The sequence below is a fragment of the Corynebacterium vitaeruminis DSM 20294 genome (assembly GCF_000550805.1).
In the GTDB taxonomy this organism is placed as follows: Bacteria; Actinomycetota; Actinomycetes; order Mycobacteriales; family Mycobacteriaceae; genus Corynebacterium; species Corynebacterium vitaeruminis.
In genome coordinates, this window is sequence record NZ_CP004353.1 from 2,673,550 (window position 1) to 2,686,209 (window position 12,660).

Sequence of the window (12,660 nt, forward strand, 5' to 3'; positions counted from 1 at the left end):
TGCGTCATCGTTTAAACTACCGACGCCTACGGCTTGGCGCACCCCGAGCGGAAGGCGACCTCCGCGAGCACCTCCTGCCTCAGCTCCCGGCGGCGCAGCCGCAGCGAGGTGACCGCCCGGGCCCCGCCCATCGCCGCAGCGACCGCCGCGGCCACCGGCCACCACAGCCCGGCGCGGGCGAGCCCCGCCCCGATCAGCCCTGCCACCACCAGAACCTCCAGCGCGATCGCCCACAGCCCCACCGATGGCGCAATACCCAGCGACCTCCCCAGCTGGCGCAGCCCCCGCCCACCCAGACCCCGCACCACTCGCAGCCGCCGCCTGAGCATGCGCTCGCGCACCCCCGGCGCCGCCGGAGCAGGATGCCGAAAGGCCACGGCGTACGGCGGGGAATCGAGCAGCGGCTTTGCCGCGCTGGCCAGCCCGCCGAAGGTGATCTTTTCGTCGACAAGCAACGCCCCAAGCCGCCACGACTCCGGGACGGGCGCGGTGACGACGAGCCTGCCTGCGCGGCGCCTGGCCTCGGTGAGCGTGCCGCGGTGCTCCGGGAGCCAGCCGCCGCTGGGGGCGACGGCGAGGGCGAGGTCGGTGGGCGAATGCGGGGTGACGATCTCCCCCAACGACGCGGCCCGCTCGCGCCACGCCTCCCGCCGCACGGCGTCGGGGCCGATGAGCGCGATGCGCGGGGGCATCTTGTGATGCGGGGCGACCAACCGCGGAATGCCGAGGCCAGGATGCCTATCGCGCAGTCGAGCAACCTCGGCGACGAGCCGCTGCAGCCGCGCGCTCCTCGCGCGACCGGGATCGATCGTGCGCAGCTCACGGACGACCTCTTCCGCGGAGGCTGATCGCAGCCACTCGAGCTCGACCGGATGGAAGTGCGGGCCCGGCGAGCGCGTCCTCGCCCACGCCGCGGCCTCGACGACGCAGGACGGGCCCCAGGCAAGGAGGACGACGTCGGCCTCGGACCCCACCACAGGCCAGGAGACCTCGACCACCTCGAATCCCTCGCCCACAGGCGGCAGCGGCACGGGCCCCGTCACCGTGCACGCGCCGACGCGGAGCGGTCCCTGGTGGCGCTCGAGGAGGCCCGCCAGCTCACCGATTGCCTCGGCGGCGACCCGCGCGTTCCCTGCGGCGTCCGCCCACGCGAGAAGCTCCTTATATATGACCTCCTCTTTCACCCTGTACCCCCTGCCCCCTGAAGTTGCTGCCCTGTAAGACCCGCCGCCGCGGCGCGCGGTTCCACGCCGCCCACTTTCTCATCTCCCACACAGACATCACTGGCCCCATGTGTCCCACATTGAACAAATCCCAGCAAACAGGCAGAATGGAAGGGATGCCTATTTCTGATAATTCCCAAAAGTCCCACGTGGGCGACCTCCCCGCGGGACGCCCGCTGCAAACCGATTTCAACGCCGAGTTCGGCAACGACCTCGACTACCCGCGCCTCGGCACGGTCTCCTTCCGCCGCGGCACCCTCACCGACAACCAGGAAGCCCTCTGGGACGAGTACTGGCCGAAGCTCGGCACCGTGCTCTCGGACGAGAAGATCGACGTCGACGCGTGGTTCGGCCGCCCCGGCGCCAAGACCATCGTCGAGATCGGCTCCGGCACCGGAACCTCCACCGCCGCCATGGCCCCGCTCGAGGCGGACACCAACGTCATCGCGGTGGAGCTGTACAAGCCGGGCCTGGCCAAGCTGCTCGGCGCGGTGGTCCGCGGCGACATCCGCAACATCCGCATGGTCCGCGGCGACGGCGTCGAGGTGCTCACCCGCATGTTCGACGAGGCCTCCCTCGACGGCGTGCGCATCTTCTTCCCCGACCCCTGGCCCAAGGCGCGCCACCACAAGCGCCGCATCATCCAGTCGGGCGTGCTCAACCTCATCGCCACCCGCCTCAAGCCCGGCGGGGTGCTGCACGTGGCCACCGACCACGCCGACTACGCCGAGTGGATCAAGGAGCTGGTCGACGTCGAGCCGCAGCTGGAGTACATGGGCTGGCCGTGGGAGGAATGCCCGCAGCTGACCGACCGCCAGGTCATCACCAAGTTCGAGGGCAAGGGTCTGCAGAAGGACCACACCATCACCGAGTTTCTGTGGAGGCGCAAGTAACCATGAGCGATACCCACGACATTCACAACCACTCCGCGCTGACCCAAGACGGCCTCCTGCTGGTCTGGGACGCACCCAACCTCGACATGGGCCTGGGCGCGATCCTCGGCGGTAGGCCATCTGCGGCGCATCGCCCGCGTTTCGACGCCATCGGTCGCTGGCTTCTGGCCAAGGCAGGCGAGCTCAGCCACCAGACCGGCGTCCACGTGGAGGCGGAGGCCACCGTCTTCGCCAACGTCACCCCGGGCGGGGCGGAAAACGTCCGCCCCTGGGTGGAGGCGCTGCGCAACATCGGCTTCGCCGTGTTCGCCAAGCCCAAGCTCACCGACGACTCCGACGTCGACCCCGACATGCTCGAGCACATCCGGCTGCGCCACTCCCAGGGCGTGCTGCGCGGCGTGGTCGTCGCATCTGCAGACGGCCAGAACTTCAAGGAGACCCTCGACGAGCTGGCCGCCGAGGGCGTGTCCGTCACGGTCGTCGGCTTCCACGAGCACGCCGCGTGGGCCGTCAACGACGAGGCCATCACCTTCGTCGACCTAGAGGAGATCCCCGGGGTCTTCCGCGAGCCGCTGCCGCGCATCAGCCTCGATTCGCTTCCCGACGAGGGCGCCTGGCTGCAGCCGTTCCGCCCGCTATCCGCACTCTTGTCCTCGCGCGCCTAGGAGTACACCATGTTTTCCTCGTGGGGAGACTTCGCCTACCGCCACCGCCGCGTGGTTCCCGTCGCGATCATCGCCGCGATCCTCTTGCTCTACGGCCTGTTCGGCCTCCGGCTTGCCGACCGCATGAGCCAGGAGGGCTGGGACGACCCGGGTTCCTCCTCGACGCAGGCCGCCGAGATCGAGGAGGAGACCTTCGGGCGCGACAACTCCGGCGACGTCATCTTGATGTTCAAGGACGAGGCGGGCATCGCCAACTCGCAGCAATTCGCAGCGATCTCGGACTACCTCAAGTCGTTGCAAGCCGATCACCCGGACCAGATCGCGTCGGTGACCAGCTACTTCGACAAGCGAAACCCCAACCTCGTCTCCCAGGACGGCAAGACCGCCTTCGCCGCGGTCGCCCTCAAGGGCGACGACGAGCAGACGCTCAAGGACTTCCGCGCCATTAAACCTGACCTCTCGCCGACCTTTGACGGCATAAGCGTCGAGACGGCTGGCGCCACCGCGGTCGCCGACGCCCTCGACGAGGGCATGGCCGGCGACATCCACCGCGCCGAGATCTACGCGCTGCCGGCCGTGGCCGTGCTGCTGCTCATCGTCTTCGGCTCGGTCGTGGCCGCCTTCATGCCGCTCATCGTGGGCGGGCTGTCCATCCTCGGTTCCCTCGGCGTGCTCTCGGTGCTGGCGGGCGTGGTGCAGGTCAACGTGTTCGCCCAATCGGTGGTCACGCTGCTGGGGCTCGGACTCGCCATCGACTACGGCCTGTTCATGGTCTCCCGCTTCCGCGAGGAGCTCGACCAGGGCCGCGAGGTGCGCGAGGCGGTGCGAATCACCACCGCGACGGCGGGCAAGACCGTGGTCTTCTCCGCCGGAATGGTGGCCGTCGCGCTGTCCGGCCTCTTGGTCTTCCCGCAGGCCTTCTTGAAGTCGGTCGCCTACGGCGCCATCTCCGCCGTGGGCCTTGCGGCGATCTTGTCCATCACCGTCCTGCCGTCGCTGTTTGGACTTCTGGGTCGGCGCATCGACGCGCTGACTATCCGCAAGACCTCGCGCGTCGGAAAGCGCCTCGAGGACACCTGGTGGTACCGCCTGCCGCAGTGGGCCATGAAGCACGCCAAGGTCGTCACCGTGGCGCTCGTGGCCGGGCTCATCCTGCTCGCCCTCCCGCTGGCCGGGGTGAAGTTCGGCGGCATCAACGAGACCTACCTGCCGCCGACCAACCAGGTGCGCCAGGCGCAGGCCTCCTTCGACGAGCAGTTCCCGAACTTCCGCACCGAGCCCATCAAGCTGGTGGTCACCGGCGCCGACAACGCCCAGCTCGTCGACGTGTTCACCCAGGCCAACCAGGTCCAGGGCCTCACCGGACGCTTCCAGGCCTCCTCGGAGACCAAGGACGGTACCACCGTCTTGTCCGCGGGCATCGCCAACCGCGAGGACAACGAGGCCGTGGTCAAGCAGCTGCGCGCCATCCAGGTGCCCGAGGGCGTCAACGTCTACATCGGCGGCACGCCCGCGCTCGAGGTGGAGTCCATCGAGGCTCTGTTTAACAAGCTGCCCACGATGGCGCTCTACATCGTCATCGCCACCTTCTTGCTCATGAGCCTGGTCTTCGGGTCCATGATCCTGCCCGCCAAGGCCGTCATCATGACCATCCTCGGCATGGGCGCCACGCTCGGCATCCTCACCGCGATGTTCGTCGACGGCGTCGGCGCAAGTCTCGCCAACTTCACCCCAGGCCCGCTCATGAGCCCGGTGCTCGTGCTCATCATGGCCATCGTCTACGGGCTGTCCACCGACTACGAGGTCTTCCTCGTTTCCCGCATGGTCGAGGCGCGCGAGAACGGCGAAACCACCGACGAGTCCATCAAGTACGGCACCGCGCACACCGGCGGCATCATCACGGCGGCCGCCCTCATCATGATCGTGGTCTGCGGCGCGTTCGGGTTCTCCGAGATCGTCATGATGAAGTACATCGCGTTCGGCATGATCTTTGCATTGCTTTTCGACGCCACCGTCATCCGCATGCTCCTCGTGCCAGCGGTGATGCACCTCCTGCGCGACGACAACTGGTGGGCGCCCAGGTGGGTCAAGGCGGCCAGCGCGAAGATGGGCCACCATCACGCGCCCGCCCCGGCCGAGGCTGCGGCCGAAGTCGTTGCATCCGAGGAACTGCTGCCGGAGCCCGCCGTCGCGGTCGCTGCTCAGCCTCGGGCGGAGGCCGAAGGCGTCGACAAGCAAGGCGCGCTGCCGCGCTACCAAAAGCCGCTGCGCGATGGCACCTATCACGCAAGCCACGCCGCGCCGGAACCCGACAACGCGGAGGCCGTGCCTGCGGAGACGCCGATCGACCAAGCCACCCCCATCGAGCGAAACGTGGCAAGCCGCGGCGGCAGAATCGCAAGCGACGACAACGAGCTTGTACCATTTAGTGAACTATTGAAACGGCTAAACGAAGAAAAGCGCCACTAGCGGCGCGCGGCGGAGCAGTGATGTGATGGCGATATTCCACAACCGATGGGTACGATTCTTCGGCCCGTTGGCGGTGCTCGCCGTGGCTGCCTTCCTGCTCCGCGACAAGATGCCCTTCCTCGCGGAGGGCTACGACGACGTCCGCGACGCCAACAACACCGGGCTCATCCTTGGGTTCATCGCGGTGTTTGCATCGATCGTGGCCATGGCGGAGGTCATGCGTGGGCTCCTGCACGCCGGCGGCTACGAGATCCCGCTCGCAAAGACCTTGCAGCTGACCCTGGTGGGCAACTCGTGGTCGTCGACCTTCCCCGGCGGTGCAGCGATTTCCACCGTGTACCAATACCGCACGATGCGGCTGTGGGACGTCAGCGTCGTGGTCAGCTCCTGGTTCATCATCGTCTCCGGCGCCCTGTCGACGGTGTGGCTGATCGCCTTGGGGCTGGTGTCGATCTTCTTCCTCAACGCCAGCTTTTCTTTGGCACCGCTGGTTGGCTCCGCGACCATCATGACGGCGCTGGCAATGCTCGTCTTCTTCGCGACGAACCACCCCTACGGCACCGAGACCGTGCTGCGCAAACTCATCATGGGGTTCAACCGGCTTACCCGCCGGGAGCCCACGCGCGGGCTCACGTCGTTGCATTCGCAGATCGTGCAGCTCGACGCGGTGCACCTGTCCTTCGGACGGTTCGCCTGGATCGCCGTCTTGTCGCTGCTCAACTGGGTGCTCGACATCGTCAGCCTGTGGCTATGCATCTGGGCGGTCACCGACTACCTGCCGGGATTCGAGATGCAGCCAAACCGCACGACGGTGCTCGGCGTCACGCTCGCGTTCGTCACCTCCAAGATCGTGGGCACCGCGCAGGTGACCCCGGCGGGCCTGGGCCCGGTCGAGGCCGCCATGACCGCCTCCCTGGTGGCGGTGGGCATGACCGCGTCCAACGCCTTCGGCGCGGTGTTCGTCTACCGCATCCTGTCCTTCGCGCTCATCGCGGGCATCGGCTGGATCACCTACTTCGTCTCGGTGGCGCGCGGCGGCATGGCCATGGAGACAACTACCCCCGATAAGGCGCCCAACGACGAGGCCGCGCCGGAGACCGCCTGAGTAGGGCTATCATCAGGGGGCCAGTCCCCTATCCATGAGGCCCTTGGGCCGATCTGCAAGGAGTCCCGCCATGGCGAAGTACCTCGCCTACGACATCATCGCCATCTTCGTCTTCGCCGTCTTGGCCCGCCTGGCCCACGGTGGCCTCGGCATCGGGGAGGTGCTCAACACGTGGTGGCCGTTCGCGCTCGGCGTGCTCATCGGTTGGCTCGCGATCCGCGGCAAGGACGCGCTCGCTGCAAAGCAGGGAGCGATCGTGTGGATCATCACCGTGGTCGTGGGCCTTGCGATCTGGGGCATGCGCCACGACCAGATCCCGCACTGGTCGTTCATCCTCGTCGCGTCCATCGTGTCGGCGCTGCTGCTGCTCGGTTGGCGAGCGGTGTATACGCGCGTGGCAAAGTAGCGCTTCGCATCCGGCGGCACTTCGGTGCCGCTTTTTGCTTTCCGACGCCTTCGGCCCGCGATCTATAGCCTCGCCCCTCGCGCCTAAGCTTGAGGCCATGAATTACCGCACCATCACTCACGCCGAGGCGCTGCACCGAAGCGATGCAACGACTTTATCCACCCAATCCATCGCGCTCGACCTGCGGGGGATGGCGGAGTTGGAGACCTTCGGCGTCGACACGCTGTTGCACCTCGTCACCAGCGACCCTGCGCTGTGCATCGACTTCCTCGGCGCGGGCGTGCAACGAGTTGAGGTCAACGGCGAGCCCCACCCGTTCGACTTCGACGGCGCAGTCATCCGCCTCGCGGGGTTGCCCACGGGCGAGGACGTGGCGCTGCGGATCGTTGGTGCAGCGACTTTCTCCCGCACCGGCCAGGGTTTGCATCGATTCCGCGACCCCAGCGACGGGGCCACCTATCTCTACAGCCACCTCGAGCCCTCGGACGCGCGCCGCATCTTCCCCTGCATCGACCAGCCCGATGTGAAGTCCCGCTTCAACATCGAGATGATCGTGCCTGCTTCGATGGTGGCGCTGTCGAATCAGCCCGAGGTCACGCGCCTTCCTGAGGGCGATGCAACGACTTTCGAACGGGTTGTGTTTGCAGAGACTCCGCCGCTGTCCACGTACCTGACCTGCTTCGCCGTAGGCAATTTCGTCGGCAAGCGAAAGACCTGGAGCAACGGGAAGCGCACGATCGAGACCGCCGTGTGGGCGCGGGCGTCGATGGCGAAGTACCTCGACGACGAGTTCCTCGACGTCACCGCGCGGGGCCTCAGCTTCTTCGACGAGCACTTCGGCTTCCCGTATCCGTGGGGCAAGTACGACTCGATTCTCGTGCCCGAGTACAACATCGGCGCGATGGAGAACCCGGGGCTGGTTACCTTCAACGAGCGCTACGTCTTCCGCTCGCGCCCGACCCGCGCGCAGCACGCCACCCGCGCCAACACGATCCTCCACGAGATGAGCCACATGTGGTTCGGCGACCTCGTTACGCCGCGCTGGTGGGACGACCTGTGGCTCAAGGAGTCCTTCGCCGAGTTCATGGGCGCGGACGCCTCGGCGCATGCAACGACTTTCACCGAGGCGTGGACCAACTTCGCCGGCAACCGCAAGAACTGGGCGTACGCGCAGGACCAGTTGCCCACGACGCATCCGATCAAGGCGGAGATCCCCGACGTCGATGCGGCGCGCCAGAACTTCGACGGCATCACCTACGCCAAGGGCGCTGCGGTGCTCAAGCAGCTGGTCCACTACGTCGGGCGCGACAACTTCTACGCCGCCTCCCGCGACTACTTCCGCGCGCACGCCTTCGATGCGGCGACTTTCGACGACCTGCTCTCCGCCCTCAAGAAGCACACCTCACTCGACTTGGATGCGTGGGCCAACCGTTGGCTCAAGACCACCGGGCCCGACGTGCTCACACCCGAAGTCGTTGCAAAGGGCGGCCGCATCGCCTCCTTGGGCGTGCGCGTCGACTCCGCGCTGCCGAGCCAGCCCACGCGCCCGCACCGCGTCGTCGTCGGCCTCTACCGCGACAGCGGCGAGAAGCTCTCCAGGTATGCCGCGCTGGATCTGCTTATCGACGCCAAGGCAGGCGGCCTCGTCGACGTCCCCGAGGCCCAAGGGCTTGAAGCGCCACGGCTGGTGGTCGTCAACGACGAGGACCACACTTACGCGAAGGTCGGCTTCGACGCGACCTCCCTTGCAACGATTTGCAAGGATCTGCACCGCGTCGACGACGAGCTGACCCGCGCCGTCATCTGGACCGCGCTGTGGAACCTCACCCGCGACGCCCAGCTGTCCGCCGCAACCTACGTGGATCTGGCGCTGACCCACGGCGCGCGGGAGACCAACACCACCTTGTCGACGCAAGTCTTCGGCAACGCCCTGCACGCCGCCCACGCCTACGCTCCCCCGGCGCGGCGCGGCGACATCCTCGCGCGCTACGCCAGTTCGCTGTGGCGCCTTCTCGGCGATGCAGAGCCCGGCAGCGACGCCCAGCTCGTGCTCGCCCGCGCCGCGGTCGCTGCGCTCGCGTGGTCGCCGGAAGTCGATGCAACGACTTCGCTCGCGGGGCTTCTGGCAGGTCAGGTCGAGGGGCTCGCGTTGACCCCGGACCTGCGCTGGTCGGTGCTGCAGGGGCTCGCCGCCCGCGGCGGGGTCGATGCAACGACTTTGGACGCCGAGCTTGCCCGCGACGACACGCTCACCGGGCGCGTCGCCCACCTCGGTGCCACGCACGCCTTCCCCACGCAGGAAACGAAGGAAGCGACCTACGAACTCGCCACCACACCGGGTCGTTGCACCAACGCGGAGGTCGATGCATTGCTTGCCGCTTTTGCATCGCCTCACTCGCAACCGCTGCGCGAGGGATTCGTGCGGCGATACTTCGACGAGCTCGAGTCCCTGTGGGAGGCACACCCGATGGAGATCGCCAACCGACTCGCCCGAGGGCTCTACCCGTACGTGCCGGAGGCGATGCAGCTGACCGACCAGGCGCTCTCCCGCGACCTGCCCAACGCGTTGCGGCGGGTGCTCCTCGAGTGCCGCGACGGGCTTCGCCGCAGGCTGGCGTGCCAAGAGGTCGACGTCTAACACTCAGGGCCAGGGGCTTTAGGCGTCGGAAAGCGATGCAACGGCGATAAGCTTAAGGGCATGTCCAACAACCCCGTCCGCCGCAACTGCGCCAAACCCCACTCCTGCCCCACCGAGATGCGGATGAAGGTGCTCGCGAAGGCGCCGCTGACCCGCGAGCTGACCGATGAGCAGCGCGCGGAGCTCGACGGGCACCTCTCCTCGTGGTCGTGGGGCGAGGGCGACCCCATTCTGCTCGCCGGCGAGGAGGCCACCGGCAGCTACATGCTTGCCTCGGGCCGTGCGCGGATCACCCGCGACACCGCCGACGGGCGCGAGGTGACCATCGACATCGCAGCCCCCGGGGACATCATCGGCCCCGTGTCCACGACGCCCACCGCCGCCGCGCACTCCGCCTGGGCGATGGAGACCTGCTGCGCGCTCTTCCTCCCCGCGGCGGTGCTTGCCGAGGTCGTGGATGCATATCCTCGGGTCGCGCTCGGCATCATCCGCTTCCAGGAGCGCCAGCTTCGCCACTACCGGGAGCGGGAGTCCGCGCAGCTGAGCTCCACGGTCGAGCAGCGCGTTGCAGCGACTTTGCTTCGGCTCGGCAAGAAGCTGGGCGCGACGCAGCCGGACGGTTCGCGCCTTTTGCAGGTGCGCCTGCGCCGCGACGACATCGCCGGCATGTCGTCCACGACGATCGAGTCGGCCTCCCGCGCGATGTCGAAGATGAAGAAGGCCGGTCTCATCGACTCCGGCCGCGAGTGGGTCTCCCTGCTCGACATCGACGCCCTCACGGACCTCGTTGAGGCGCCCTGAGCTGGTCAAATTCCCCGATGCAACGACTTTTCGCTCTTTGATCTGCGTCAAGGAACGTCCGCCCGGTCCTTTCTAAAGTGAGTCTTGTCAACGAAAACAACCACTCCAGAAAGGATCGGCATCATGACCGCCCCCACCACCCAGACCACCGTCCTCCGCTCCGACGAATTCTCCTGCCCCAGCTGCGTGAAGAAGATCGAAAACAAGCTCAACGGCCTCGACGGGGTCGCGAGCGCCGAGGTGAAGTTCTCCTCCGGTCGCATCATCGTCGAGCACGACCCGGCGCGCGTCAGCGTCCGCGACCTCGTCGCCGCCGTCAAGGAGGTGGGATACAACGCAAAGCCTTCCGCCTTCTAATTCCTAGTCACACATGAGAAAGCCTGCAGCCTCGGTTGCAGGCTTTTCGACGCCTATCGGCCCCTGACCTGCGATTCGACTACCACCGCGCTCCTTGATCTGCGTCAAGGAAAAGTCGTTGCAACGACTTTAACGTCAAGGATGAACCACCCAAGGACACTCACCGAAGGAAGAAACCATGAACCTCACCAGCAAGGCACGCACCTGGGGCGTCGTCGCCCTTTCCGCCGTCCTTATCGCGGCGTCGTGGGCCGTGCCCAACGAAGTCGTTGCAAACGCCCTCATGATCGCCGCCGCCGTCGTCGCCGGCTACCGCATCGCGGTCTCCGCGGTGCAGGCGCTTCGCATCAAGATGGTCTCGATCGACCTGTTGGTCGTCGTCGCCGCCATCGGGGCGCTGTTCCTCCACAACTACTGGGAATCCGCCGCAGTCACCTTCCTCTTCGCGCTCGGCAAGGCGCTGGAGAAAGCGACGATGAACCGCACCCGCCAGGCCTTGTCCGACCTCGTCGAGGCGGCGCCGGAGACCGCGACGGTGCTTCGCGACGGAGAACCCGAAACCGTCGAGCTGTGGGGGCTGGTCCCAGGTGACACCGTGCTCGTCCGCAACGGCGAGCAGATCCCCGTCGACGGCAAGGTCATTTCCGGCATGGGCGGCGTCGACGAGGCCACCATCACCGGCGAGTCCGTGCCCGCGGAGAAGACCGAGGGCGACGGCGTGTACGCGGGCACGTGGCTGCGCAGCGGCGTGCTGCGCGTCGAGGCGACCGGCATCGGCGCCGACTCCACACTCGCGAAGATCATCCACCGCGTCGAGGACGCCCAGGACGACAAGGCGCGCACGCAGACCTTCCTCGAGAAGTTCTCGCAGTACTACACGCCCGGCGTCATGCTCGCCTCGCTCCTCGTGGGCCTGTTCACCCGCAACGTCGAGCTCGCGCTCACGCTGCTCGTCATCGCCTGCCCCGGCGCGCTGGTCATCTCCATCCCGGTCTCGATCGTGGCCGGCATCGGCCGCTCGGCCCGCGACGGCGTGCTCATCAAGGGCGGCGAGTACTTGGAGACGGCCGCCAAAGTCGATGCATTGGTCGTCGACAAGACCGGCACGCTGACCACGGGCCGCCCCGTCCTCACCGACGTCGTCGTGCTCGACGCCGACTACACCGAGAACGAGATTCTCGAAGTCGCTGCATCCGCCGAGACCGCCTCCGAGCACCCCTTGGCCGAGGCAATCATCGCCGGAGCCCGCCAGCGCGGCGTTGCAACGACTGTGGTCGACCAGGCCGAACCCGTCACGGGGCAGGGCATCCGCGCCCAGGTTGGCGGCAGGGAGGTCACCGTCGGCTCCGCGGCGCTGCTTGCGCAGCCCCCGAGCACCGATCTCACCGAGCTCAACGAGCAGGGCAAGACGGCGATGTACGTCGGAATCGACGGTAGCGCGGTCGGGATCGTCGCCGTCGCCGACACCGCCCGCCCCGAGGCCGCCGCAGCGATAAGGTCGTTGCACGATAAGGGAGTCCGCGTCATCATGGCCACCGGCGACGCGCGCCCGGTCGCGGAGAGCATCGCACGGCAGCTGGGCGTTGACGAGGTCCACGCGCAGCTCATGCCCGAGGACAAGCAGACCATCGTCACCGACTTGCAGTCGCGCGGCTACACCGTTGCCATGCTCGGGGACGGCGTCAACGACACCCCGGCGCTGGCCCAGTCGGACATCGGCGTGGCCATGGGCGCCGCGGGCTCCCCCGCCGCCATCGAGACCGCCGACATCGCGCTCATGGCCGACCGGCTCACCCGCCTGCCCTACGCTCTAGGGCTCGCCCGCCGCACGGTGCGAACGATGCGCCTCAACATCTCCATCGCGCTCGCAACGGTGGCGCTGCTCGTCGCGGGCGTCATCGCGGGCGGGGTGACCATGGCGATCGGTATGCTCGTCCACGAGGCCAGCGTCCTCGTCGTCATCGGCATCGCGATGCTGCTCCTGCGCCCCACGCTCAAGGAAGTTGGCGTTGCGACGCCTACGGCACCGCACCGCAAGGACACGGCCCAGCCGCTGCACTCCTAAGCCACCGCAAAGTCGCTGCAAGCGCCCGGATCCCAGGT

Annotated in this window: 10 protein-coding genes; 9 read left to right on the top strand and 1 reads right to left on the bottom strand. The window is 67.4% G+C overall.

Annotated features, from left to right (window positions below):
* Positions 1-26: 26 nt before the first annotated feature.
* Entirely contained in the window at positions 27-1,184 is a 1,158-nt protein-coding gene (locus tag B843_RS12100) for a hypothetical protein (RefSeq protein WP_025253755.1), read from the bottom strand.
* Between the two features lie 155 nt (positions 1,185-1,339).
* On the opposite strand from B843_RS12100, the gene trmB reads away from it, so the two are divergent.
* The 9 genes from trmB (at position 1,340) to B843_RS12145 (ending at position 12,622) form a co-directional block, all read left to right on the top strand.
* The gene (gene trmB, locus B843_RS12105) at positions 1,340-2,116 is read left to right on the top strand and encodes a tRNA (guanosine(46)-N7)-methyltransferase TrmB (protein ID WP_025253756.1); all 777 of its coding nucleotides are present in this window, start codon (positions 1,340-1,342) and stop codon (positions 2,114-2,116) included.
* Positions 2,117-2,118: 2 nt separating this feature from the next.
* On the top strand, positions 2,119-2,781 hold the full coding sequence (locus B843_RS12110; protein WP_025253757.1) for an NYN domain-containing protein: 663 nt from the start codon (positions 2,119-2,121) through the stop codon (positions 2,779-2,781).
* A 9-nt stretch (positions 2,782-2,790) separates the two neighbouring features.
* On the top strand, positions 2,791-5,250 hold the full coding sequence (locus B843_RS12115) for an MMPL family transporter (RefSeq protein WP_025253758.1): 2,460 nt from the start codon (positions 2,791-2,793) through the stop codon (positions 5,248-5,250).
* A gap of 25 nt (positions 5,251-5,275) precedes the next feature.
* Positions 5,276-6,355: a lysylphosphatidylglycerol synthase transmembrane domain-containing protein gene (locus tag B843_RS12120; protein WP_025253759.1), complete on the top strand. Its 1,080-nt coding sequence runs from the start codon at positions 5,276-5,278 to the stop codon at positions 6,353-6,355.
* Between the two features lie 70 nt (positions 6,356-6,425).
* Entirely contained in the window at positions 6,426-6,761 is a 336-nt protein-coding gene (locus B843_RS12125) for a DUF3054 domain-containing protein (RefSeq protein WP_025253760.1), read from the top strand.
* 97 nt (positions 6,762-6,858) lie between these two features.
* Positions 6,859-9,399: an aminopeptidase N gene (gene pepN / locus B843_RS12130; protein WP_025253761.1), complete on the top strand. Its 2,541-nt coding sequence runs from the start codon at positions 6,859-6,861 to the stop codon at positions 9,397-9,399.
* 60 nt (positions 9,400-9,459) lie between these two features.
* Entirely contained in the window at positions 9,460-10,200 is a 741-nt protein-coding gene (locus B843_RS12135; RefSeq protein ID WP_025253762.1) for a Crp/Fnr family transcriptional regulator, read from the top strand.
* A gap of 123 nt (positions 10,201-10,323) precedes the next feature.
* The gene (locus B843_RS12140; protein ID WP_025253763.1) at positions 10,324-10,557 is read left to right on the top strand and encodes a heavy-metal-associated domain-containing protein; all 234 of its coding nucleotides are present in this window, start codon (positions 10,324-10,326) and stop codon (positions 10,555-10,557) included.
* Positions 10,558-10,735: 178 nt separating this feature from the next.
* Positions 10,736-12,622 (top strand): heavy metal translocating P-type ATPase, encoded by a 1,887-nt coding sequence (locus B843_RS12145; protein ID WP_025253764.1) that lies wholly within the window; start codon positions 10,736-10,738, stop codon positions 12,620-12,622.
* The last annotated feature ends 38 nt before the right edge of the window (positions 12,623-12,660 follow it).

Excerpts from the sequence above, each read along its gene's own strand:
- trmB (WP_025253756.1), top strand. The coding sequence starts at position 1,340 with ATGCCTATTTCTGATAATTCCCAAAAGTCCCACGTGGGCGACCTCCCC.
- B843_RS12110 (WP_025253757.1), top strand. The coding sequence starts at position 2,119 with ATGAGCGATACCCACGACATTCACAACCACTCCGCGCTGACCCAAGAC.
- B843_RS12115 (WP_025253758.1), top strand. The coding sequence starts at position 2,791 with ATGTTTTCCTCGTGGGGAGACTTCGCCTACCGCCACCGCCGCGTGGTT.
- B843_RS12120 (WP_025253759.1), top strand. The coding sequence starts at position 5,276 with ATGGCGATATTCCACAACCGATGGGTACGATTCTTCGGCCCGTTGGCG.
- B843_RS12125 (WP_025253760.1), top strand. The coding sequence starts at position 6,426 with ATGGCGAAGTACCTCGCCTACGACATCATCGCCATCTTCGTCTTCGCC.
- pepN (WP_025253761.1), top strand. The coding sequence starts at position 6,859 with ATGAATTACCGCACCATCACTCACGCCGAGGCGCTGCACCGAAGCGAT.
- B843_RS12135 (WP_025253762.1), top strand. The coding sequence starts at position 9,460 with ATGTCCAACAACCCCGTCCGCCGCAACTGCGCCAAACCCCACTCCTGC.
- B843_RS12140 (WP_025253763.1), top strand. The coding sequence starts at position 10,324 with ATGACCGCCCCCACCACCCAGACCACCGTCCTCCGCTCCGACGAATTC.
- B843_RS12145 (WP_025253764.1), top strand. The coding sequence starts at position 10,736 with ATGAACCTCACCAGCAAGGCACGCACCTGGGGCGTCGTCGCCCTTTCC.